Source organism: Streptomyces sp. NPDC054794 (assembly GCF_053611585.1).
Window position 1 is genome coordinate 260,003 of record NZ_JBSHAQ010000002.1, and the last position, 22,075, is coordinate 282,077.

The window sequence follows — 22,075 nt, forward strand, 5'->3', positions numbered from 1 at the left end:
CCGTCCGTTCCGCCCCAGGGTGACCCGCACGAACAAGCCACCGGACACGCCACCGGACACGGGGGACTCCCGCGACCGCCCGCGGGGGGCTCACTGGCCGGTCGTCACCACCGCCGCCTGCGGGCGGATCGGCAGACGGTTCACCGGGCGGCCCGTCGCGGCGCGCACGGCGGAGGCGATGGCCGCCGGGGAGGTCACGACCGGGACCGCGCTGACCGACTTCGCGCCGAAGGGGGCGACCACGTCCCGCTCCTCGATCAGCCTGACGATCCGGATGTCCGGGGCGTCCAGGGCTGTCGGGAGGGCGTAGCCCGTGAGGTCGGGGTGGCGGATCAGGCCGCGCGGGGTGCGCAGATTCTCGGTGAGCGCGATGCCGACGCCCTGGGTGACGCCCGCCTCGATACGGGCGGCGAGCTGCGCCGGGTTGAGGATCCGGCCCACGTCCTGGGCGACGGCCAGCTCCACGACGCGCACGGAGCCGAGCTCGATGTCGACGTCCACCACCGCGCGGATCGCGCAGAAGGCGAGGCCGACGAAGGCGTCGCCCTGGCCCTCGCCGTCGAGCGGCTCGGTGGGGTGCGGGCGGCACTGCGCGGTGGCCCACAGCTCCTTGCCGTCCAGCGCCTCGGTGACGGTGGTCGACAGCACGCCGTCGTACGAGGTGATCTTGCCGTCGGTGATCTGCAGCAGTTCGGTGGACATGCCGAACTTGTGCGCCAGGGGCTGCAGGAGCTGCGTGCGGACCATCTTCGCCGCCCGCTCCACCGCACCGCCGGACACCCAGGTGTGACGGCCGCGGCAGCCCGGGCCCGCCGGGGGCTGGTCGGTGTCGACCGGCGCCACGTGCACCTCGTCGATGCCCAGCGTGTCCTGGACGATCTGCCGGGCGAGCGTGGTGAAGCCCTGGCCGCTCTCCACGGCCGCGCACAGGACGGTGGCGACGCCGTCGTGGACCTTCACCGTCGCCGTCGAGACCTCGTCGGCGCCCTCCGCGCCGAGCATGTGCACCATGCCCAGGCCGTAGCCGACGCCCCGGCGCACCGCGCCCGGTTCGCCCGCGCCCTCGGGGCCGCCGGGCAGCAGCCACTCGTCCTCGGGGGTGTCCTTGGGGAGCTGCGGGAGCGGGAAGTCCCGTACCGCCTGGAGGAGTTCGGCGACGGGGGCCGGGCAGGTCACCGTCTGGCCGATGGGCAGGACGTCTCCGGTCGCGAGGACGTTGCGCAGCCGCAGCTCGGCCGGGTCCAGGCCGACCTTCTTGGCGAGCTTGTCCATCTGCGCCTCGTAGGCGGCGCACACCTGCATGGCACCCTCGCCGCGCACATGGCCGGAGGGCGGGTTGTTGGTGCGGACGGCCCAGCCCTCGATGAAGGCGTTCGGGACGACGTACGGACCGCAGGCGAAGGAGACCGCGGCGGCCAGGGCCTCGCCGGAGGTGTCGGCGTAGGCGCCGGCGTCCAGCAGGATCTGCGCCTCGACCTTGATCAGCTTGCCCTCGGCGTCGGCGTGGTGGCGGTAGCGCAGGAGGGTCGGGTGGCGGTGGACGTGACCGAGGAAGGACTCCTCGCGGGTCGCCGTCAGCTTCACCGGGCAGCCGGTCTTCAGGGCCAGCAGGCCGAGCGGGATCTGGAAGCCCTGGTCCTCGCGGTCGGCGGTGGCACCGGGCACACCGGTGACCACGATCTTCACCCGTTCCGGCGACAGGCCGTAGCACGCGGCGGCCGAGTTGCGGTCGGCGTGCGGGTCGGTGGAGGCCAGGTACAGCTCGACGCCGCCGTCGGGACGGGGCACGGCGAGGCCCGCCTCGGCCCCTATGGGCGCGGGGTCCTGGCGGCCGATGCGGTACAGGCCCTCGACGACGATCTCGGCGGCCGCCTCCGGGTCGCCGTGGTGCAGCGGGATGTGCCGGATCAGGTTGCCGTCGGGGTGCAGCGGTTCGGCCTCGAAGGCCTGCTCCGGGTCGGTCACCGGGTCGAGCACCTCGTACTCGACGATGACGGCCGCGGCGGCCATCCGCGCGGTGTCCGGGTGGTCGGCGGCGACGGCGGCGATGGGCTCGCCGTGGTGGCGCACGACCTCGGAGGCGAACACCGGGCGGTCGGGGGTGCCCCGGCCGTGGCGCGGGGTGCCGGGCACGTCCTCGTGGGTCACGACGGCCCGTACGCCGGGCATCTCGCGCGCGTGGGAGGTGTCGATCGACACGATGCGCGCGTGTGGGTGCGGGGAGCGCAGGACGGCCGCCCACAGCAGGCCCTCGGCCCACAGGTCGGCCGCGTACGGGAACGTGCCCTCGGTCTTGGCGCGGGCGTCGGCCGGCGGCAGGGAGGAGCCGAGGCCGTGCGGCGGGCCCTCGGGGGCGTCGGGGGCGTCCGCGGTGGCGGCGTCGTTGCTCACGCCTGGCCTCCGTCCTGGCCGTAGTGCCGGTCGTGCGCGACGGGTGAGCCGTGTGCCTCGAACGCCGAGGGGTTGACGCCGCCGGCTCCGGGGCCCGCCTGGTGCGGGATGCGTGCCCCGTCGGCGTCCGTCTCGGCGTCCGCCGCGGCGTGCGCCTCGCGTTCGGCGACGACCTCCTGGACCGCGTCCAGGACGCCCCGGTAGCCGGAGCAGCGGCACAGGTTGCCGCACAGGGCCTGGCGGGCCTCCAGCTCGGTCGGCGCCGGGTTGCCCTCCAGCAGGTCGTGCACGGTCATCGCCATGCCCGGCACGCAGAACCCGCACTGCACCGCGCCGCACTTGGCGAGCGCCCGCTGCACGTCCGAGGGCTGTCCGTCGTCGGCGAGTCCCTCGACCGTACGGACCTCGCTGCCGGCCGCGGTGACCGCGGGCACCAGACAGGAGGCGACGAGCCGCCCGTCCACCTGGACGTTGCACGCCCCGCACTCGCCCTGCGAGCAGCCGTCCTTGGCGCCGGCGAGTCCGAGCCGCTCGCGCAGCACATACAGCAGGGACTCGCCGATCCAGGCGTCGGAGACGGGGCGCTCGACGCCGTTGACGCGCAGGACGTAGGCGGCGAGGGGGTGGTCGTCGTGCGGCGGGACGGAGCCCGCCGCGTCGTCGGACTCGGCGTCCGTCGCGGCCGTTTCCCCGGCCTCCGGGCCGAGTTCGGCATCCGGGGTGGCATCGGGGTCCGTGGGGCGCCCAGAGGGCCCCTCAGGGGCCTCCTCGGCCCCGCGGGCGGCGTCGGCCTCCCCCGGCGCGAACGCCTCGCCCGACTCGGCGTCTTCGGCCGGCTCGCGCGCCGCGTCCGCCTCGTGCACGGGGTGCCCGGCGACGATGCCGCCGCGTCCGGCCAAGGTGTCGGAGCTCCGCCCGGCCAGGGTGTCGTGACCCTGGCCCGCCAGAGTGTCGTGGCTCTGCCCGGCCGGCGTGTCGTGACTCCGCCCGGCGAGGGTGTCGGAACCCCGCCCACCCAGCGTGTCGTGCCGCTGGCCGCCCAGCGTGTCGGAACCCCGGCCGCCCAGCGTGTCGTGACTCCGCCCGGCGAACGTGTCGTGGTTCTGCCCGGCCGAGGTGCCGGTGGCGTGCCCGGACAGCGTCCCGGTGTCGCCGTCGGTCGGCGGTTCCGGGTAGCCGCCCGCGAACGGGGCGCCGGTGCCGGGACGGTCGGCGCCCGGTGCGGGCGCGTGTTCCTGGGTCCGGGCCTCGCCCGGCCGTGCGTCCGCCGGCCGTCCACCCGCGCGCGGGTGTCCCGCCGGCGCTTCGGACTCCGTCCCCGGACCCGTCTGCCGGTGGTCCCAGGGCCGGTCCGCCGGCTCCGTCGCCCAGGGCGCGGACGCGCCGCCGGGGAGGGTGGCCGGCGGGGTGCCGCCCCACTGCTCGACCAGGGAGGACGTGGTGAACTCGCCCGATTCGTCCGGAAGGTCGCCGCCCGCGACGGGGATGGACCACTGACCGGTCACGTCGTGACCGGGGGCGGGCGCCGGCGCGGGCGCGGGCTCCTCGAAGGTCCACTGCTGGGTGGCGGCGGGGTGGTACGTGAACCGGTCGTCCGCGCCCGCGTCCTGGGGCACGGCGTTCGGGTCGGGCCACTGGGTGCGGTCGGTCGGCATGGTCCAGGTGCCCGTGGCCGCCGGATCGGTCCCGGCGTTCGTGGCGGGAGCCACCGTTATCTGCGGCGGCACGTACCCATGGCCGGGCGCGGCGAGCGGGCTGTCGGCGGCCAGGAGGGCGTCGATGCCGCCCTCCGGAAGCTTCACGAAGGCGGTGGCGCCGTCGTCGTAGTCGCCCTGGGGCAGCGGATCCCAGCGCCCCCGCGACGTGCCGTCTCCGTGCTGGTCGTCGGTCACGACAGCGCCCTCCCCAGTGCTCGTCGGGCCAGCGCGGCGACGGTGCGCCGCAGGTGCAGTACGGCGGGCGGAAGCGCTGGCACGGATCCGTCCTGCTCCGGGGCCGGGTCGGGGATGCAGGCCGAGGCGACGTACTCCCCGAAGGCGTTCAGCGCCTCGGGGACGATCGCCCGGTCGTTGTCCCAGTCGATGAGCTGGGCGACCCACTGCTCGGCCTCCAGGGGCCTGAGCGGCATGGGCGCTATGGCGCCGACGGCGCACCGCACTCCGCGCCGGGCGGGGTCGAGGACGAGGGCCACGGAGGCGACCGCACGGCCCGGCCCGGTCCGGCCGGTCGCCTTCAGGAAGACCTGCGGGGCGTGCAGCAGCGGCACGCGCACGTAGCCGATGAGTTCGCCGGCGCGCAGCATCTCCACGCCCGCCAGCAGGTGCGACACCGGGATCTCCCGGCCCATGCCGCCCGGGCCAGCGATGATCAGCGTCGCCTCCAGGGCGGCCAGCACCGGGAGCGCGTCGCCGGTGGGCGCGGCGGAGGCGATGTTGCCGCCCAGGGTGCCCGCGTTGCGGATGTGCGGCGGGCCCGCGGCGCGCGCGGCGGCGGCGAGCGCCGGGATCAGGGCCGCGAAGTCGGGGCGGCCCATGCGGGCGTGCGTGAGGCCGGCGCCGAGCAGCGCGTGGCCGTCCTGGTACTGCCAGCCGCGGATCTCGCTGATCCGCCCGAGACCCACCAGGGCGGCGGGCCTGAGCTGTCCGGAGTTGACGGCGGCCATGAGATCGGTGCCGCCCGCGACGGGAACGGCTGCGGGCATGGCGGTGAGCGCCGCCACGGCCTCGTCCAGAGTCGTGGGCAGCGTGACGGCCTGCGCCGCCTGCGGTGCGTGCGTGGTCAAACCGGCTGCCCCTTCCCGCTGCCCCACCTGGTCCCACCTGTGTTGCCGTACGGTACGTGCTGACAGGGCGGACGTGGCAACTCTGGCACATCATCGCAACACTCGAACGCGGGGGTCCGCTAGGAGGCATTCGCCCACCTCATCAGGGAGATGGTCCGATTTCGCCCATCATCACCGGAGCATGGCGATTGACACTCTTCGGTGACCCTTGAGGTCTTTTTCCATTACGTGTTCGGAGGCAGCCCCTCGATGGGACGCCCGAGCACACCGGGGCGCCGCTGCCAGGGGCGCGGGCCGGCGGGCGGCCGGTAGGCGACCCCCAGGGCGTCGAGTCGCCCGTAGTGGGCGGCCATGCGGCGTTCGAAATCCGCGAAGTCCCGTTCCCCGGGGGCGGGCAGGGCGCTCCAGGCCACCTCGGCGAAGGCGGCGAGCCGGGGGAACGCCTGGTAGTCCACGCGTGCGTGGTCCTCCATCACCTCGGTCCACAGGTTCGCCTGGGTGCCCAGCACATGGCGGATTCCCGGTTCGTCCAGTTCCGGTGGAACCGGCTCGAAGCGGTAGACATCCTCCAGGGTGCGGACGTACCCGATGGGAACTGGTTCGTCGTCGCCCGCGGCCTGCCGGTAGTCCAGATACACCTGCTGCTGGGGGCACATGACGACGTCGTGCCCGGCCCGCGCTGCCGCGACCCCGCCCTGGTAGCCGCGCCAGGACGACACGGCCGTGCCGTCGGGGAGGCCGCCTTCGAGGATCTCGTCCCAGCCGATGAGTCTGCGCCCGCGCGCGGACAGCCACTTCGCGAAGTGGCCGATGAACCAGGACTGCAACTCGTCCTCGTCCGCGAGCCCGAGTTCCTTGATGCGCGCCTGGGCGGCGGGTGACCGCTTCCACTGGTCCTTGGGGCATTCGTCGCCGCCCACGTGAATGAACTCCGAGGGGAACAGGTCGAGGACTTCCTCGAACACCCCCTCGTAGAAGCGCAGGCTGTTGTCAGTGGGGGCGAGTACGTTCGTGGAGATCCCCCAGTCGTCCAGGACGGAGAGGGCGGTGGTGTCGATGACGTCGGTGTTGCCGAGTTCCGGATACGCGGCGATGGCGGCCTGCGAGTGGCCCGGTACGTCGATTTCGGGGACGACGGTGATATGCCGCTCGGCGGCATAGGCGACGATCTCGCGGATGTCGTCCTGGGTGTAGTAGCCCCCGTGCGGCTTCTCCTCCCACAACGGCGAGGCCCGGTGGCCGAATTTCGTGCGCGTCCGCCAGGAGCCGGTCTCGGTCAGCCTCGGGTGGCGTGCGATCTCGATCCGCCAGCCCTGGTCGTCCGTCAGGTGGAAGTGGAAGACATTGAGTTTGTGCGCGGCCATCAGGTCCAGGTAGCGCAGGACTCCGTCCTTGGGCATGAAGTGCCGGGCGACGTCGAGCAGGAGACCGCGCCAGCGGAATCGGGGACCGTCCTCGATGCTCTGGTGGGCGATTCCGTGGGTGATGCCGGATCGAACGGGGGCGCGCCGGAAGGCCGCGGGGCCGAGCAGCTGGCGCAGGGTCTGGGCGCCCCAGAAGACCCCGGCCGGGTCGCCGCCGCGGATCCGCACGCCCCGGGTGGCGACGACGTCGAGCCCGTAGGCCTCCGGCTCCAGCGCGTCGTCCAGCTGCAGTTGTACGGAGTTGGGGGCGTCCCGCGGACCCGGCCGCAGCGGCAGGCCGAGGGCCGCGCCGAGGGTGGAACGCAGCCAGCGTTCCGTGGTGTCCGTGCCCGGGGCGGCCCACAGGGTGGTGTCCCGGTCGAACAGGAAGCCACAGCGCATCGGGCCCTCGACGGCGCGCGGCGCCGGAATCAGATCCATCACGTCAGTCCTTTACCGCTGCGCCCAGTCCCGACACCGGTCGTCGCTGGACGAGCACGAAGAAGATGAGCTTGCAGAAGACCGGCAGGGCCATCGGCAGGGTCGACCGCGAAGTGCCGCCGATGATGAAGGACTTGGAAGAGCGGCGAGTTCGTGCGCGGTCCGGAAACGGAACCGGAAGCGGAATCCCGTCGCGGCGGTCGCGGCGGTCGCGGCGAGAAACGCGATCGGTGTCGAGGCGATCACCACTTTGCCCGCCGAGAGAAAGCCACGGGAGAAGTAACGGCCGAATTCCTGCTGCCCGTTTCATGGAGTGCCTCTCCGGAAGATCATTGCAACATATGCAACGACGGTTTCACTCTGCACAACACACGGAGGCTAGGGACAACATGAACATGCCGACAAGAGGTCTCAACCACTCTGTGACCGGCGGACGCACTCCCCGCAACGCCACACCACGACAAAGGCCCCCGAAGCACGCCAAAGCGTGCCGGGGGCCCTGTGAGTCTCAGCCGGAGAGGGACCGGTTACTTCTTGTCGTCGCCGCCCTCGTCGCCGCTGCCCATGGACTCGTAGATCTCCTTGCACATGGGGCACACGGGATACTTCTTCGGGTCACGACCCGGCACCCACACCTTGCCGCACAGCGCCACGACGGGGGTGCCGTCGAGGGCGCTCGCCATGATCTTGTCCTTCTGGACGTAGTGGGCGAAGCGCTCGTGGTCGCCGTCGCCGTGGGACACCTGTGGCGTCGGCTCTACGAGGGTCCCCGTACCAGTCCCGCGCTCGGGCTCAAGAGTGCTCATGCCGCCAAGGGTACTGAAGCTCCGGGACATCAGTTGAGTGTCGGGTCGTCCGGATAGGTGGCCACCATCGCCAGCTCGTTGCGCTGCCGACGCAGCACCTCGCGCCACAGCCGCTCCGGCGCCGGGGACGACACGTCGCCCGGCTCGGACTCCACCACGTACCAGGCGCCCTCCACCAGCTCGTCCTCCAGCTGACCGGGGCCCCAGCCGGCGTATCCGGCGAAGATTCTCAAGGAGCCGAGGGCCGAGGCGAGCAGCTCGGGCGGGGCCTCCAGATCGACCAGGCCGATCGCTCCGTGCACCCGGCGCCAGCCGAGCGGGGTGCGGTCGCCGGACGCGCCGCCGGGGATGACCGCGACACCGAGTGCCGAGTCCAGCGACACCGGACCGCCCTGGAAGACGACACCGGGCTCGCCGGTGAGAGCCGCCCAGCCCTCCAGGATGTCGCCCACGCCCACCGGGGTCGGACGATTGAGGACGACACCGAGGGAGCCCTCCTCGTCGTGGTCGAGAAGGAGCACCACCGCACGGTCGAAGTTCGGGTCCGCCAGGGCGGGCGTAGCCACGAGCAGCCGCCCTGTGAGCGAGGACACCTCGGTCATGCCAGACATGATCCCGCATCTTCCCCCCATGTGGGGAGCCAATGCGGGTACGGGAGTGAATGCAGCTCAGGGCGCACCGATGCGCCCCCACGCGCACGCCCCGGGCGGTGACCGCACGTGCCCGACAGGAAACGGTTCGTGTTGTGACACAGCTATGACGTAGCTGAGTGGTACCAGGGCTTACTGGAGGGGGGCGATCGGCGATTACCCTGTCTCTCCGGCCCCTGCCCAACTCCACGGAACGCGAGATTCATGACCGTCAACGACGATGTCCTGCTTGTCCACGGCGGAACCCCGCTGGAGGGCGAAATCCGTGTCCGCGGTGCGAAGAATCTCGTGCCCAAGGCCATGGTCGCCGCCCTGCTGGGCAGTGCGCCGAGTCGACTGCGCAACGTTCCGGACATCCGTGACGTTCGTGTCGTACGCGGTCTGCTGCAGCTGCACGGGGTGACCGTACGTCCCGGTGACGAGCCCGGTGAGCTGGTGCTCGATCCGACCCATGTGGAGAGCGCGAACGTCGCTGACATCGATGCCCACGCGGGTTCGAGCCGTATCCCGATCCTGTTCTGCGGTCCGCTGCTGCACCGCCTCGGGCACGCGTTCATCCCGGGCCTCGGTGGCTGCGACATCGGCGGCCGTCCGATCGACTTCCACTTCGACGTGCTGCGGCAGTTCGGCGCCACGATCGAGAAGCGGGCCGACGGCCAGTACCTGGAGGCGCCGAAGGGTCTGCGCGGCACGAAGATCCGGCTGCCCTACCCGTCCGTCGGCGCGACCGAGCAGGTGCTGCTCACGGCCGTAATGGCCGAGGGCGTCACGGAGTTGTCCAACGCGGCCGTCGAGCCGGAGATCGAGGACCTGATCTGCGTTCTGCAGAAGATGGGCGCGATCATCGCGATGGACACCGACCGGACGATCCGCATCACCGGTGTGGAGAGCCTCGGCGGCTACACCCACCGTGCCCTGTCGGACCGGCTGGAGGCCGCGTCCTGGGCGTCGGCGGCGCTGGCGACCGAGGGCAACATCTACGTCCGCGGCGCCCAGCAGCGCTCGATGATGACGTTCCTGAACACCTACCGGAAGGTGGGCGGTGCCTTCGAGATCGACGACGAGGGCATCCGCTTCTGGCACCCCGGTGGTCAGTTGAAGTCCATCGCGCTGGAGACGGACGTGCACCCCGGCTTCCAGACCGACTGGCAGCAGCCGCTGGTGGTCGCCCTCACCCAGGCGACCGGACTGTCCATCATCCACGAAACGGTCTACGAGTCCCGGCTGGGCTTCACCTCCGCGCTGAACCAGATGGGTGCCCACATCCAGCTGTACCGCGAGTGCCTCGGCGGCTCCGACTGCCGCTTCGGCCAGCGCAACTTCCTGCACTCCGCGGTCGTCTCCGGCCCCACCAAGCTGCAGGGCGCCGACCTGGTCATCCCCGACCTGCGCGGCGGCTTCTCCTACCTCATCGCCGCACTCGCCGCCCAGGGCACGTCCCGCGTCCACGGCATCGACCTCATCAACCGCGGCTACGAGAACTTCATGGACAAGCTCATGGAGCTGGGCGCCAAGGTCGAACTGCCGGGCAAGGCACTCGGCTGACGGTCGGGGGACTCCCCGCCGACGGCACGTACAAGCGATGGGGCGGCACCCGGAAGTCCGGGTGCCGCCCCATCGGCGTTGTTACGTGCCGTACACCGTCCCGTGATGCACGGACGACAAGGTCACTTGCCCTTGGCGGCTTCCTTGAGCTTGGAGCCCGCGGAGACCTTCACGCTGTAGCCGGCCGGGATGTTGATGGGCTCACCGGTCTGCGGGTTGCGCGCGGTGCGAGCGGCACGGTGGGTGCGCTCGAAGGTCAGGAAGCCGGGGATGGTGACCTTCTCGTCGCCCTTGGAGACGATGTCGCCGACGACCTCGGCGAACGCGGCCAGCACGGCGTCGGCGTCCTTACGGGTCACCTCGGCGCGGTCGGCCAGCGCGGCCACCAGCTCACTGCGATTCATGTTGTTACTCCCGTGTTCTTCTTGCTGTTGGGGCGTGCCACGCGGCGAAGCCGCGGCACAGCGAAGCCGATGCGCTCGCGCCCAGGGACGCATCCTGCCCCTACCTGCGGCGGGAAAGCCAATCCGGCACCCGTAGGAGTCGTGAGAACACCCTAGGGAGTCACACGAAAAGCGCCTGCTCGGCCGTCACCCTAGAGGGCGCCCGACGCCAGGGGGTTCCGCGACGCGCCGGGGCGGGGGCCGCCGTGGTGATCCTCACAGCCCCCGCACATCAACGGTACGCCGTGGTCACGACTGCGCGGCGACCGCCTTCGCGGCCTCCCGCACCGCGCCCGCCACCGCGCCCGCGACCTTGTCGTTGAAGACGCTCGGAATGATGTAGTTCGGGTTCAGCTCGTCCTCGGTCACCACGTCCGCGAGGGCCTTCGCGGCCGCGAGCATCATCTCGGTGTTGACCGTGCGGGACTGGGCGTCCAGCAGGCCGCGGAAGACACCCGGGAAGACCAGCACGTTGTTGATCTGGTTGGGGAAGTCGGAGCGGCCGGTGGCCACAACTGCGGCCGTCTGACGGGCGATTGCCGGGTCCACCTCGGGGTCAGGGTTCGCGAGCGCGAACACGATCGCGTCCTCGGCCATGGCGGCCACGTCGTCGCCGTCGAGCACGTTCGGGGCGGAGACGCCGATGAAGACCTCGGCGCCGTGCACCGCCTCCTTCAGGGTGCCGGTCAAGCCCTCGGGATTGGTGTTGTCGGCGATCCAGCGCAGCGCCGAGTCCGGCGCCGCGTCCACCAGGTCGCCGCGGCCGGAGTGCACGACGCCCTGGATGTCGGCGACGACCGCGTTCTTCACGCCCGCGGCGATCAGCAGCTTGAGGATGGCCGTACCGGCCGCGCCGGCGCCGGACATGACGACCCGGATGTTCTCGATCGCCTTGCCGGTGACGCGAAGTGCGTTGGTCAGGGCGGCGAGGACGACGATCGCGGTGCCGTGCTGGTCGTCGTGGAAGACGGGGATGTCGAGGGCCTCGCGCAGCCGCGCCTCGATCTCGAAGCAGCGCGGCGCGGAGATGTCCTCCAGGTTGATGCCGGCGAAGCCGGGGGCGATCGCCTTGACGATCTCGACGATCGCGTCGGTGTCCTGGGTGTCCAGGCACAGCGGCCAGGCATCGATACCGGCGAAGCGCTTGAAGAGGGCCGCCTTGCCCTCCATGACCGGCAGCGCGGCCTTCGGGCCGATGTTGCCGAGGCCCAGCACGGCGGAGCCGTCCGTCACGACCGCAACGGAATTGCGCTTGATCGTCAGGCGGCGGGCGTCCTCGGGGTTCTCGGCGATCGCCATGCAGACGCGGGCCACACCCGGCGTGTAGACCATGGACAGGTCGTCACGGTTGCGGATGGGGTGCTTGGACTGCATCTCGATCTTGCCGCCGAGGTGCATGAGGAACGTACGGTCCGAGACCTTGCCGAGGGTGACGCCCTCGATGCCGCGGAGCTTCTCGACGATCTCGTCGGCGTGTCCGGTCGAGGTGGCCGCGATGGTGACGTCGATGCGCAGCTTCTCGTGGCCGGACGCGGTGACGTCGAGGCCGGTCACCGAGCCTCCGGAGGACTCCACGGCGGTGGTGAGCTGCGAGACGGCGGTTCCGCTCGCGGGCACCTCCAGCCGGATGGTCATCGAGTAGGAGACGCTGGGCGCCGTTGCCATGGCCGACTTCCTCTGCTTTCACCGTGTCGCGAAATTGTGCCGTCCGATCGTCGCACCTACCCCCGAGTAGGCGTTAGCCGCGTGGGGTTGCGGACGTTTTGTTCACGGACCGGCCCGATTTCGGAAAGAGACTTCCACCATACGAGAGCGGAACGGTCAATGAAAGAAGCCCACGTCACGATGTGACGTGGGCCTCTCGTACGTTCATGACACCGACCCGCCATGCTCGCCTCGCGGCAAGTGGTCGCTCGTAGCGACGAAGGTTGGGCCCGGGGGCTTGGATCGAGCCGGTGCCGTACCCAGGCTAACAAACGGATCCGGCACGGCCATTCCCGTCCGGAAGGTTCACAGGATTCCGTCCCCCGGTCAGTCCCGCAGGAGGTCCGGAATCCCGGCCGGGTCCGGCTCGTCCCGGTCCGTCGAGATCACCGTCAGCTGCTGGGTCGCCCGGGTGAGAGCGACGTACAGCACGCGCAGGCCGGCCGGTGACTCGTCGGCGATCTCCGCGGGCGAGACGACCACCGTGGCGTCGTACTCCAGACCCTTGGCCTCCAGGCTGCCGAGCGCCACCACCCGGTCGCCGAGCCCGGCCAGCCAGCGCGCGGCCTCCGCGCGCCGGTGCATCGCGACGACCACGCCGACCGTGCCGTCGACCTGGTCCAGGAGCCGCTCGGCCGCCGCGCGCACGGTCTTCTCCAGCGACTCCCGTACGACGCCGAAACGCGGCTCGACCCCGGTGGACCGAACGGCGGACGGCGACTCGGAGCCGGGCATGGCGAGGGCCAGCACCTTCGCGGCGAGCTCGGCGATCTCGGCCGGGTTGCGGTAGTTCACGGTGAGCCGGAAGCGGCGGCGCGGGCGGGTGCCCAGGGCCTCGTCGCGGGCCTCGGCCGCCTCGTCCGGGTCGGACCAGGAGGACTGCGCCGGGTCGCCGACGATGGTCCAGGTGGCGTGCCGGCCGCGGCGGCCGACCATGCGCCACTGCATCGGCGTGAGGTCCTGCGCCTCGTCGACGATGACGTGCGCGTACTCGACGCGCTCCTGCGCGAGCCGCTCGGCCCGCTCGCGCTGCGACTCCTCGCGCACGGGCATCAGCTCGTCCAGGCCGGTGAGCTGGTCGAGCGGGTCCAGGTCGCGCTTCTTGCGCGGGCGGGCCGGGGTGCCGAGGACGGCCTGGAGCTCGTCGAGCATGGCGATGTCGTGCACCGAGAGGCCGTCCCGCTTCAGGGAGCGGGCCACCTTGCGCACCTCGCCGGGGTTGAGGATCCGCCGGGCCCAGCGGCCCAGGCGCCGCTCGTCCGCCATGGCCGCCAGGACCGCCTTCGGCGTCAGCTCGGGCCACCAGCCGTCGAGGAACGCGAGGAAGCTGTCCTCCGTGGTGATGTCCTCGTCGAAGGAGGAGCGCAGCTCGGCCGCGAGCTCCGGATCGCTGTGCCGGCCGGCCGCGCCGGACCGCTCCCACAGGGCGTCCAGGAGCAGCTTGCGGGCGCGCGGGCGGAGCAGGTTGACGGGGGCGGTGCCGCCCAGGGCGTTGCGGCGGATACGTTCCAGCTCGTTCGCCTCCAGTTCGAGCCGGCGCCCGAAGGCGACGACCCGGAGCCGGGTGGGCGGACCGGCCTGGACACGCTCCGGTCCGGCGCCGCCGCCGCTTTCGCCGACCTCATCCCCGAACGCGAGCTGCCCGGCGGCGGCCCGGGCGCCGTTCACGCCGGGGCCCGCGCCGCCCGGTCCCAGTTCCAGTGCGCCCCGGGCCGCCTTGCGGAGCACCTTCAGCATCCGGTACGACCCCTTGGCGCGGGCCACCGCCGGGGAGTCGTACAGCGTGGCCTCGGCGCCGTCGACGAGCGAGCCGATCGCGCGGATGGCGACCTGGCCCTCCTCGCCCAGGGACGGCAGCACACCCTCGGTGTACGCCACCAGCAGCGGGGTCGGCGAGACGATCAGGATGCCGCCCGCGTACCGGCGCCGGTCCTGGTAGAGGAGGTAGGCGGCCCGGTGCAGCGCGACGGCCGTCTTCCCGGTGCCCGGTCCGCCCTCGACGTACGTCACGGAGGCGGCGGGTGCGCGGATGACCAGGTCCTGCTCGGCCTGGATGGAGGCGACGATGTCCCGCATGGTGTGGCCGCGGGCCTGGCCGAGGGCGGCCATCAGGGCGCCGTCACCGATGACGGGCAGCTCGTCGCCGTGCAGGGTGGCCTTGAGCTCGGGGCGCATCAGGTCGTCCTCGACGCCGAGGACGCGGCGCCCCTTGGAACGGATGACCCGGCGCCGCACGACCCGGCCCGGGTCGACCGGGGTGGAGCGGTAGAAGGGCGCGGCGGCCGGCGCCCGCCAGTCGATGACCAGCGGGGAGTAGTCCTGGTCGAGGACGCCGATCCGCCCGATGTGCAGGGTCTCGGCGATGTCGGCGGTGTTGTCGGGGCGCACCGAGCCCTCGGCCGGCTCCACGGCGGTGTAGGCGCCGTCGGGCCCCTTCTTCCCGTCCTTGCCGAGGAGCAGGTCGATCCGCCCGAACAGGAAGTCCTCGAACTCGTTGTTCAGCCGGTTCAGGTGGATGCCCGCCCGGAAGACCTGGGCGTCCCGCTCGGCCAGCGCGCCGGGGGTGCCGACCTGGCCGCGCTTGGCCGCGTCGTTCATGAGGAACTCGGCCTCGTGGATCTTCTCCTCAAGGCGCCGGTACACCCGGTCGAGGTGTTCCTGTTCGACGCTGATCTCTCGGTCCCGGACGGAATCCTGAACCGAGCCGACCGCGGATTGCTGAGCCTGAGCGGCCACCGGGCCCCCTTCTGACGTGCTGGGCAGCCGTCAACCGTACGCGAAGGGGGCCCGCGGAAGCTATGTGTCGGCGTTACGCGCCGACGTCGACCAGCTTCTTGCCGTCGAAGGTCATCACCTCGAAGTGATCGATGTCGCCCGGGTTGAAGGCGGCACCGCCGTGGACGTAGAGCGGCTTCTTGGCCTCTTCCGTCTTGGCGTTCTCGATGCCGTAGCCCCAGTTCGGGACGGACCAGGAGGTGACCGTCTCGCGTTCGCCGTTCTTGCCGACGGCGATGAGCGAGCACTTCTTCGGGCCGGTGACGTTCTTGAGCTGGAGGACCGCGTGGGTGCCCCAGTCCTTCTTCTCGACGGCGACGGTCGCGGTGACGTGGGTCGCCGGATCCGTGGCCGTCTTCTTGTCGCCCATGGTCTCGAACGCCGTCTGGGCGGGCCCCATCGCCATGTTGTTGTTGCCGCTGTCCGAGCCGCCGCTCGCCGCGAGGACGGCCAGCGGGCCGCCGACGATCAGCGCGGCCGACGCCGCGAGCATGAACATTGTGTGACGCCGCTTGACCGCGCGGCGCTCCGAGACCTCGACCACCAGCTTTTCCGCGAGTCGCGGAGAGGGCTTCGCGGAGAGCGACTCGCCTATCGCGGGCGTGCTGCCGGTACCCGGCAGGTCCGCCAGCGCGGCGAGCATGGGCTCCATCCCGGCGAGCTCGTCGAGCTGCTGGGCGCACCATTCGCAGCCGGCGAGGTGAGCCTCGAAAGCGGTTGCCTCGGCATCGTCGAGAAGGCCGAGGGCGTAGGCGCCGACGGTCTCGTGCTCGTTGGGCACCGGAGATCCCTGCCTGGGGCTCATGGGTCCAGACATACCCGGACCTCCCGCGCCGAATCCGCCGTGTCCCCCGTATCCACTCATCACGCCGTCACCCCCCGCTCCTCCAGTGCCAGCTTCATCGACCGCAGGGCGTAGAACACCCGTGAGCGCACGGTGCCGCTGGGTATACCCAGCGTTTCGGCCGCCTCATTGACGGTACGCCCCTTGAAGTAGGTCTCGACGAGCACCTCCCGGTGGGCCGGGGTCAGGTCGTCGAGCGCGTCCGACAGCGTCATCAGCCACAGCGCCTTGTCGATCTCGTCCTCCGCGGGGATGACCTCCAGCGGCGACGGATCGACCTCCTGCGGCCGGGCCTGCCGGCTGCGGTGGCCGTCGATGACGATGCGTCGTGCGACCGTCACCAGCCAGGGGCGTACCGAACCGGTCGCTCGATTGAGCTGGCCGGCGTTCTTCCAGGCACGGATGAGCGTCTCCTGCACGACGTCCTCTGCTCGCTGCCGATCTCCGGCGACCAGCCTGAGGACATACGCAAGGAGAGGTCCGGCATGCTCTCGATACAGAGCACGCATCAGCTCCTCGTCAGGTTCCGAGGGCTGGGACATGCGATGTCGGGCCCTCGATCCACGTTCATTGGCCACGGCCGCATCCTTGCGCACGCCTACCTCCGGTGTCCGGGGGTTCCCCCAGTCGGTCGCTCGCCCACGGGTACGGACAGGGGGTGCGATGCGTTCAAAGTGACGTGACAGATTTCTTGGAGGTGGCATGACGAGAGGGACATGGATACACATTCCTCCCGCGTGATCTTTACATTTCCGACACATGGGCCGGAGCGCCGCAGGTGACCGGGTCACTCGGAAGGCAAACGCGGTGTTACGGAAATCACTCCGCGACCGAATCGGTGATCCCGCCTCAGAAGTGGTGTACCGGACACTTGGTGATTCCGGGTCGGGTCCTCTTTCAGGCCCTATTTCGGGCTCTGTTTCGTTCCCTTTTCGGGTTCCGTTCCGGCACTCGGCCGGGGTCCCGGTCGGGGTCCCGGTTCGCGTCCACGGCCGTGCCGGACCGTCGGCTCACGCCCGCGCGAGAGCCGCCCGCCGCCGATGACGGGCCACCCGTTCGCGGTTGCCGCAGACCTCACTGGAGCACCAGCGCCGCCGACGCCCCCGGGACGTGTCCAGGTACACGATGGGGCAGTTGTCCCCTTCGCACTCCCGCACGGCCGCCCAGGTCACCGGGTCGGTGAGCAGCTCGACGGTGTCCCGGGCGACGGCCGCGAGCAGCGCCGCGCACTCCGGCGGACCGTCCAACTCCCGTACGAGCGTGCCGTCGCCGCCGCGCACGGCACGCGGGGCCGGCGGCGCGGTGTGGGCGATCTCGTTGACGCGGGCGAGCGCGAGGTCGTACGACCGCCCGTCCGCCGCGAGTTCGTTGTGCACCAACTGTCCGATCTGCCCGCGCAGTTCACGGAAGGCCACGAGCCAGGACGCGTCGGCGTGCGCCAGCGGGGTGCCCGCCGGGACCAGACCGGAGCCCACGATCCAGGCACGCAACGGCTCGACCGAGTCCAGCCGTTCCTCCGGATGGGTCGTCGTGAGGAGGTCCAGGCAGATCCGCCCGGCGTCGAACCGCAGCTCGTAGGGGGCCGTGGCCGTACCCAGTGCCATGTGCCTGTCACCGCCTAGGGGTCACCCGGGTCAGGAACCGTTTCCCTCTCTCACAGTGCCTGCCCGCACCCGCCTCCGGAACCCCTCGTACCGGCGTGGACGCACACGTATGCGGGTGCGCGCCTCGGCCATGTCCAGGACGCGATCACGTCGGTTGCCTGGAGACATGACGAAGGACATGACACTGACACGGAACAGCACGACGGGACGCCGGACGACCGCGGGTCCGGTACTGGGCGCGGCCACGGTCGCCATGGGTCTGATCGCCGGGGTCTTCTACATCTTCGCCTGCGCGGTGATGCCCGCCCTGCACCGCAGCGGGGACCGGGTCTTCATCGAGGCCATGCAGAACATCAACGACGTGATCCAGAACCCGGTGTTCTTCCTCGGCTTCATGGGGGCGCTGCTACTGACGGCGGTGTCGGCGTGGCAGCTGCGCGGCACGGCGGGCGGCCGCTGGGTGTGGGCGGCGCTCGCGGCGTACGTCCTGGTCTTCCTGATCACGGTCGCCTTCAACATCCCGCTCAACAACGACCTGGCCGACGCGGGAAACCCGGCGAAGATCGCCGACCCGGCCGCGGTGCGCGACCACTTCGAGAACACGTGGGTGGCCTGGAACGTGGCACGGGCGGTGCTGTCGACGGTGGCGCTGGGGTGCTTGGGCAGGGCGCTGGTCCTGTACGGCCGCGACTCGGCGGCGGCCGGCACCGTCAGTCTGTCCGGCGCGTGAGGACGGGGCCGCTCAGGCCGAGGCTGTGCCGCTGCTCCAGTGCGGCCACTCCTTGGCACCGGCCCACATCATCAGCCCGTCTGGGGGTACCCCCTGCTCGTAGAGCTTGGGGGAGATTGAGGACGAGGCCGTTCAGGCCGAAGCGGGGGGCTGGGGGCGGCAGCCCCCAGGGACGGTCACACCAGTACCGGGTGCCTGATCACGCGTCGGAGTACTTCGCGTCCGCCGCCGGATCCAAAGCCAACCGGTACCCCCGCTTGACCACCGTCTGGATCAGCCGCGGAGCCCCAAGTGCGGTACGCAGCCGAGCCATCGCCGTCTCCACCGCGTGCTCGTCCCGCCCCGCCCCCGGCAACGCCCGCAGCAGCTCGGACCGGGCCACCACCCACCCCGGCCGCCGCGACAGCGCCCGCAGCAGGGACATCCCGGCCGGCGGCACCGGCTTCAGGGCACCGTCCACCAGCACCGCATGGCCCCGGATCTCCACCCGGTGCCCGGCGATCGGCAACACCCGAGTCCGTCCGGGCAGTTCCTTGCACAGCAGCTGGACGAGCGGCCCGAGCCGGAACCGCTCGGGCTGCACCGTGTCGACGCCGCGCGCCTGCAGCGGCAGCGCGGTGACCGGCCCGACGCAGGCCGGCAGCACATCGTGCTGGAGGGCGACCAGCAGCTCTCCCAGCAGCCCCCGCTCCTCGGCCCGGGAGAGAAGGGACGCGGCGGCCGGCGCGCTGGTGAAGGTGAGCGCGTCCAGTCCGCGCGAGACGGTCGCGTCCAGCAGCCGGTCGACGGGGCCGATGTCCTCGGGCGGCATCCAGCGGTAGACCGGCACCAGCACCACCTCCGCTCCCCCGGCCCGCAGCGCCTCCACGAACCCGGGCAGCGGCTCGCCGTGCAGCTGTACGGCGATGCGGCGCCCGTCGATCCCCTCCTCCAGGAGCCGGTCGAGCACCTCCGCCATGGACTCGCTCGACGGCGACCACTCCTCCGTGAGCCCGGCGGCCCGGACCGCTCCCTTGACCTTGGGCCCGCGCGCCAGCAGCTCCACCCCGCGCAGCTGCCTGATCAGCTGCTCGCCGAACCCCCAGCCGTCCGCGGCCTCGATCCAGCCGCGGAAACCGATGGCGGTGGTGGCGACCACGACGTCCGGGGCCTGGTCGATGATCTCCTTGGTGGCGGCGAGGAGTTCGGCGTCGTCGGCGAGCGGCACGATGCGCAGGGCGGGCGCGTGCAGGACGACGGCACCCCGCCGCTGGAGCAGCACGCCCAGTTCGTCGGCCCGGCGCGCGGCCGTCACGCCCACGGTGAACCCTGCGAGGGGTCCGTGTTCCGTTGACTGGTCTTCGTCGTACATGGCTCTCGTCCCGCGGTCGAGTCGGCGTCCTGGCTGCGGATGTGTCACCTGGATGACGAACGAGCCTGTCAACGGCGCGTGACAGGCTCGGTTCGACTTGATGTCACCGGTGTTACGTCACACCTCGGCGTAGCTGAGCTGCGACTTCGCCTCGGAGGCAGTCTCGGTCCGAGCCTGTGCGGCCGGGCGGCGAAGGTATACGGCCCAGGTGACCGCGAAGCAGACGCCGTAGAAGGCCAGGAAGGCGACGAATGCTCCGGTGCCGGTGCCGTAGGAGAGGAAGGACTGCCGGAAGGCGAGGTTGATGCCGACGCCGCCGAGCGCTCCGACGGCCCCGATGAGCCCCATGGAGGCCCCGGACAGGCGCCGCCCGTAGCGTGCGGCCTCCTCCCCTTCCAGCCCCTTGGCGAGCGCCTTCGCCTGGAAGATGCCGGGGATCATCTTGTACGTCGACCCGTTGCCGAGCCCGCTGAGCACGAACAGGACGACGAAGACCGAGACGAACAGCGGCAGCGACTTCTCCATGCTGGCGAAGATGAGGACGGCGGTCGCGGCCGCCATGCCGAGGTAGTTGTACAGGGTGATCCGCGCGCCGCCGTACCGGTCGGCGAGCAGGCCGCCGACGGGCCGGATGAGCGAGCCCAGCAGCGGGCCGATGAAGGTGAGGTACGCGGCCTGCAGCGGGGTCCGCCCGAACTGGTTGGTCAGCACCTGCCCGAAGGCGAAGCTGTACCCGATGAACGACCCGAACGTCCCGATGTAGAGGAAGGACATGATCCAGGTGTGGGCGTCCTTCGCGGCGTCCTTGGCCGCGCCGGTGTCGTTCTTCACGGACGCGAGGTTGTCCATGAAGAGGGCGGCGAGGACGGCGGCGGCCACGATCAGCGGGATGTAGATCCCGAGCAGCAGGCGCGGCCCGCCGCTCGCCCCGATGATCGCGAGGGCGACCAGCTGGATGACGGGCACACCGATGTTGCCGCCACCGGCGTTCATCCCGAGCGCCCACCCCTTCTTCCGCAGCGGGAAGAAGGCGTTGATGTTGGTCATGGAGGAGGCGAAGTTGCCGCCGCCGATCCCCGCGAGCAGCCCGACGAGGAGGAAGGTGCCGAAAGACGTCCCCGGCTCCATCACGGTGTACGCGGCGACGGTCGGCACGAGGAGCAGGGCGGCCGAGACGATCGTCCAGTTCCGCCCGCCGAAGACCGCGACGGCGAAGGTGTACGGGACGCGGACGACGGCGCCGACCAGCGTGACCATCGACGTCAGCAGGAACTTGTCGGCCGGCGTCAGCCCGTACTCCGGCCCCATGAAGAGGACGAGCACGGACCACATGGTCCAGATCGAGAAGCCGATGTGCTCGGAGAGGACGGAGAAGAGGAGGTTACGGCGGGCGACCTTCTCCCCGGACGCCCTCCAGAACGCCTCGTCCTCGGGATCCCAGTGCTCGATCCAGCGGCCTGACCGGCCGCTCCGGGCGGGGGCAGTACTCGGGGCTGTCATGACGCCTCCACGGTTCAGGGTGCTCTGGCGCTCGGGTGGTACGAGGTGATGAGCGGTGATGAGTCCCGAAGGTAGGGAGGGCGCGTTTCCTGACTGTGCCTGTGAGTGACCGGAAGGGAACGTTGCTCTCACTCGGCCGGGGGGCCGTCGGTGAGGCCGATTCTGCGCGCGAAGACGTTGGGCTAGGGCTAGGGCTGAGCTTGCCCGTAACCACCGCCGTACGGCCCACCCCCGTACGACCCGCCGCCGTACGGCCCACTGCCGTAGGGCCCGGAGCCGTACGAAGGATCGCCATACGGACCACTGCCACTGCCATACGGCCCCGCCGGCCACCCTTGCTGCTACCCAGGCACCTGGCCCGGATGCGGCATGGGCACATGAGACTGATGGGATGGATGGGGCTGCTGAGGTTGCTGATAAGGCGGATGAGACAGCAGAGCCGAGTGAGATAGCTGAGCCGGGTGAGGCAGATGCGGCAGATAACGCACCCGCCCACTCGCATCGGTCACCGGAACGAACCCGGCGGCCTGAAGCCGTCCGGCGAACTTGGCATTGCGACGCCGAGTCACCAGGAACCCGATCCCCATGATGCTCATGAAGATGACCCAAGCACCCCCGGCGACGGCGAAGTTGAAGGCACCGCCGCCCTTCCGGACGGTGTAGAGCAGCAGGCCGAGGGTGATACCGCCGGCGCCGTACAGCGCCCGCTTCTCGGCGTTCTTGCCGGTGAGGTCGAACTGGATGCGAGCCTTGAGGAGTTCGAGCGCGTCGGGCACGTCGGGCGGCAGGGAGACTCCGTCCCCGGCGTTGGGATACTGCGCCCGGTTCTGCGCGGCACGCGCCTGGGCCTGCGGGCTGTGATCGGGCACGACGACCATCTTCAGCACGTTGTTGCGCGACCCGCTGTACCCCGCGTCGGCGTACTCGTACCCGAACTGCTGGGCGATGAAGGCGAGCCGGGCGAGCTTCTTCACGGACCCCATTGAATGGCTGAGCTCGACGGGCCCCCCGCCGGCCATCAACTGCAGCATCTTCCGCACTTGTCGCTTACTCACCGCACGGCCCCCGCTCCCACTGCCGCTCCACCCCACGACTTCACGCTGTTC

17 protein-coding genes and 1 pseudogene are annotated in these 22,075 nt (G+C 71.1%); 2 read left to right on the top strand and 16 right to left on the bottom strand.

The window, feature by feature from the left end; translation table 11 throughout:
* Positions 1-90: 90 nt before the first annotated feature.
* The 7 genes and pseudogenes from ACWGKT_RS03330 to ACWGKT_RS03360 form a co-directional block, all read right to left on the bottom strand.
* Positions 91-2,391, bottom strand: a complete 2,301-nt coding sequence (locus ACWGKT_RS03330; protein WP_453272262.1) for a xanthine dehydrogenase family protein molybdopterin-binding subunit — start codon at positions 2,389-2,391, stop codon at positions 91-93.
* Positions 2,388-4,283, bottom strand: coding sequence for a 2Fe-2S iron-sulfur cluster-binding protein (locus tag ACWGKT_RS03335; protein WP_453272263.1), 1,896 nt, complete (start codon positions 4,281-4,283; stop codon positions 2,388-2,390). Before ACWGKT_RS03335 ends, ACWGKT_RS03330 begins: the two co-directional genes overlap by 4 nt.
* Complete coding sequence (locus tag ACWGKT_RS03340; RefSeq protein WP_356142757.1) at positions 4,280-5,173, bottom strand: FAD binding domain-containing protein; 894 nt, start codon at positions 5,171-5,173, stop codon at positions 4,280-4,282. Before ACWGKT_RS03340 ends, ACWGKT_RS03335 begins: the two co-directional genes overlap by 4 nt.
* A gap of 224 nt (positions 5,174-5,397) precedes the next feature.
* A complete protein-coding gene (locus ACWGKT_RS03345) occupies positions 5,398-7,017 on the bottom strand; it encodes a beta-N-acetylhexosaminidase (protein WP_453272264.1) in 1,620 nt (539 codons plus the stop codon).
* 4 nt (positions 7,018-7,021) lie between these two features.
* Positions 7,022-7,156: pseudogene (locus ACWGKT_RS03350) on the bottom strand (carbohydrate ABC transporter permease); the annotation flags it as partial.
* A 388-nt stretch (positions 7,157-7,544) separates the two neighbouring features.
* Positions 7,545-7,823, bottom strand: a complete 279-nt coding sequence (locus ACWGKT_RS03355) for a DUF3039 domain-containing protein (RefSeq protein WP_235452699.1) — start codon at positions 7,821-7,823, stop codon at positions 7,545-7,547.
* 29 nt (positions 7,824-7,852) lie between these two features.
* Positions 7,853-8,425, bottom strand: a complete 573-nt coding sequence (locus ACWGKT_RS03360) for a YqgE/AlgH family protein (RefSeq protein WP_453272265.1) — start codon at positions 8,423-8,425, stop codon at positions 7,853-7,855.
* Between the two features lie 252 nt (positions 8,426-8,677).
* Here ACWGKT_RS03360 and murA point away from each other — a divergent pair, with 252 nt between their 5' ends.
* A complete protein-coding gene (gene murA / locus ACWGKT_RS03365) occupies positions 8,678-10,018 on the top strand; it encodes a UDP-N-acetylglucosamine 1-carboxyvinyltransferase (protein WP_235452696.1) in 1,341 nt (446 codons plus the stop codon).
* Positions 10,019-10,140: 122 nt separating this feature from the next.
* Here murA and ACWGKT_RS03370 read toward each other — a convergent pair whose 3' ends face one another.
* From ACWGKT_RS03370 to ACWGKT_RS03395, 6 genes are all read right to left on the bottom strand, one after another.
* Positions 10,141-10,422, bottom strand: a complete 282-nt coding sequence (locus tag ACWGKT_RS03370) for an HU family DNA-binding protein (protein WP_067001509.1) — start codon at positions 10,420-10,422, stop codon at positions 10,141-10,143.
* 288 nt (positions 10,423-10,710) lie between these two features.
* Positions 10,711-12,126, bottom strand: coding sequence for a malic enzyme-like NAD(P)-binding protein (locus ACWGKT_RS03375; RefSeq protein WP_453272266.1), 1,416 nt, complete (start codon positions 12,124-12,126; stop codon positions 10,711-10,713).
* A gap of 366 nt (positions 12,127-12,492) precedes the next feature.
* The gene (locus ACWGKT_RS03380; RefSeq protein WP_453272267.1) at positions 12,493-14,901 is read right to left on the bottom strand and encodes a HelD family protein; all 2,409 of its coding nucleotides are present in this window, start codon (positions 14,899-14,901) and stop codon (positions 12,493-12,495) included.
* A gap of 73 nt (positions 14,902-14,974) precedes the next feature.
* Positions 14,975-15,805, bottom strand: a complete 831-nt coding sequence (locus ACWGKT_RS03385) for an anti-sigma factor family protein (protein WP_356142747.1) — start codon at positions 15,803-15,805, stop codon at positions 14,975-14,977.
* The gene (locus ACWGKT_RS03390; RefSeq protein WP_010039908.1) at positions 15,805-16,326 is read right to left on the bottom strand and encodes a sigma-70 family RNA polymerase sigma factor; all 522 of its coding nucleotides are present in this window, start codon (positions 16,324-16,326) and stop codon (positions 15,805-15,807) included. The genes ACWGKT_RS03385 and ACWGKT_RS03390 overlap by 1 nt, the downstream gene beginning before the upstream one ends.
* Positions 16,327-16,794: 468 nt before the next feature.
* The gene (locus ACWGKT_RS03395) at positions 16,795-17,388 is read right to left on the bottom strand and encodes a CGNR zinc finger domain-containing protein (protein WP_453272268.1); all 594 of its coding nucleotides are present in this window, start codon (positions 17,386-17,388) and stop codon (positions 16,795-16,797) included.
* Between the two features lie 184 nt (positions 17,389-17,572).
* On the opposite strand from ACWGKT_RS03395, the gene ACWGKT_RS03400 reads away from it, so the two are divergent.
* Positions 17,573-18,118, top strand: a complete 546-nt coding sequence (locus ACWGKT_RS03400; RefSeq protein ID WP_453272319.1) for an anthrone oxygenase family protein — start codon at positions 17,573-17,575, stop codon at positions 18,116-18,118.
* 199 nt (positions 18,119-18,317) lie between these two features.
* Here ACWGKT_RS03400 and ACWGKT_RS03405 read toward each other — a convergent pair whose 3' ends face one another.
* From ACWGKT_RS03405 to ACWGKT_RS03415, 3 genes are all read right to left on the bottom strand, one after another.
* Positions 18,318-19,469 (bottom strand): uroporphyrinogen-III synthase, encoded by a 1,152-nt coding sequence (locus ACWGKT_RS03405; protein WP_453272269.1) that lies wholly within the window; start codon positions 19,467-19,469, stop codon positions 18,318-18,320.
* A gap of 117 nt (positions 19,470-19,586) precedes the next feature.
* Positions 19,587-20,969 carry a nitrate/nitrite transporter gene (locus ACWGKT_RS03410; RefSeq protein WP_453272270.1) on the bottom strand — a complete coding sequence of 461 codons (1,383 nt, stop codon included), beginning with the start codon at positions 20,967-20,969 and terminating at the stop codon, positions 19,587-19,589.
* A gap of 341 nt (positions 20,970-21,310) precedes the next feature.
* On the bottom strand, positions 21,311-21,952 hold the full coding sequence (locus ACWGKT_RS03415) for a hypothetical protein (RefSeq protein ID WP_453272320.1): 642 nt from the start codon (positions 21,950-21,952) through the stop codon (positions 21,311-21,313).
* Positions 21,953-22,075: the final 123 nt, after the last annotated feature.

Bases quoted from the DNA above. Each gene is read 5' to 3' on its own strand.
- ACWGKT_RS03345 (WP_453272264.1), bottom strand. From the start codon at position 7,017: ATGGATCTGATTCCGGCGCCGCGCGCCGTCGAGGGCCCGATGCGCTGT.
- ACWGKT_RS03355 (WP_235452699.1), bottom strand. From the start codon at position 7,823: ATGAGCACTCTTGAGCCCGAGCGCGGGACTGGTACGGGGACCCTCGTA.
- ACWGKT_RS03360 (WP_453272265.1), bottom strand. From the start codon at position 8,425: ATGACCGAGGTGTCCTCGCTCACAGGGCGGCTGCTCGTGGCTACGCCC.
- murA (WP_235452696.1), top strand. From the start codon at position 8,678: ATGACCGTCAACGACGATGTCCTGCTTGTCCACGGCGGAACCCCGCTG.
- ACWGKT_RS03370 (WP_067001509.1), bottom strand. From the start codon at position 10,422: ATGAATCGCAGTGAGCTGGTGGCCGCGCTGGCCGACCGCGCCGAGGTG.
- ACWGKT_RS03375 (WP_453272266.1), bottom strand. From the start codon at position 12,126: ATGGCAACGGCGCCCAGCGTCTCCTACTCGATGACCATCCGGCTGGAG.
- ACWGKT_RS03385 (WP_356142747.1), bottom strand. From the start codon at position 15,805: ATGAGTGGATACGGGGGACACGGCGGATTCGGCGCGGGAGGTCCGGGT.
- ACWGKT_RS03390 (WP_010039908.1), bottom strand. From the start codon at position 16,326: ATGTCCCAGCCCTCGGAACCTGACGAGGAGCTGATGCGTGCTCTGTAT.
- ACWGKT_RS03395 (WP_453272268.1), bottom strand. From the start codon at position 17,388: ATGGCACTGGGTACGGCCACGGCCCCCTACGAGCTGCGGTTCGACGCC.
- ACWGKT_RS03405 (WP_453272269.1), bottom strand. From the start codon at position 19,469: ATGTACGACGAAGACCAGTCAACGGAACACGGACCCCTCGCAGGGTTC.
- ACWGKT_RS03410 (WP_453272270.1), bottom strand. From the start codon at position 20,969: ATGACAGCCCCGAGTACTGCCCCCGCCCGGAGCGGCCGGTCAGGCCGC.
- ACWGKT_RS03415 (WP_453272320.1), bottom strand. From the start codon at position 21,952: ATGGGGTCCGTGAAGAAGCTCGCCCGGCTCGCCTTCATCGCCCAGCAG.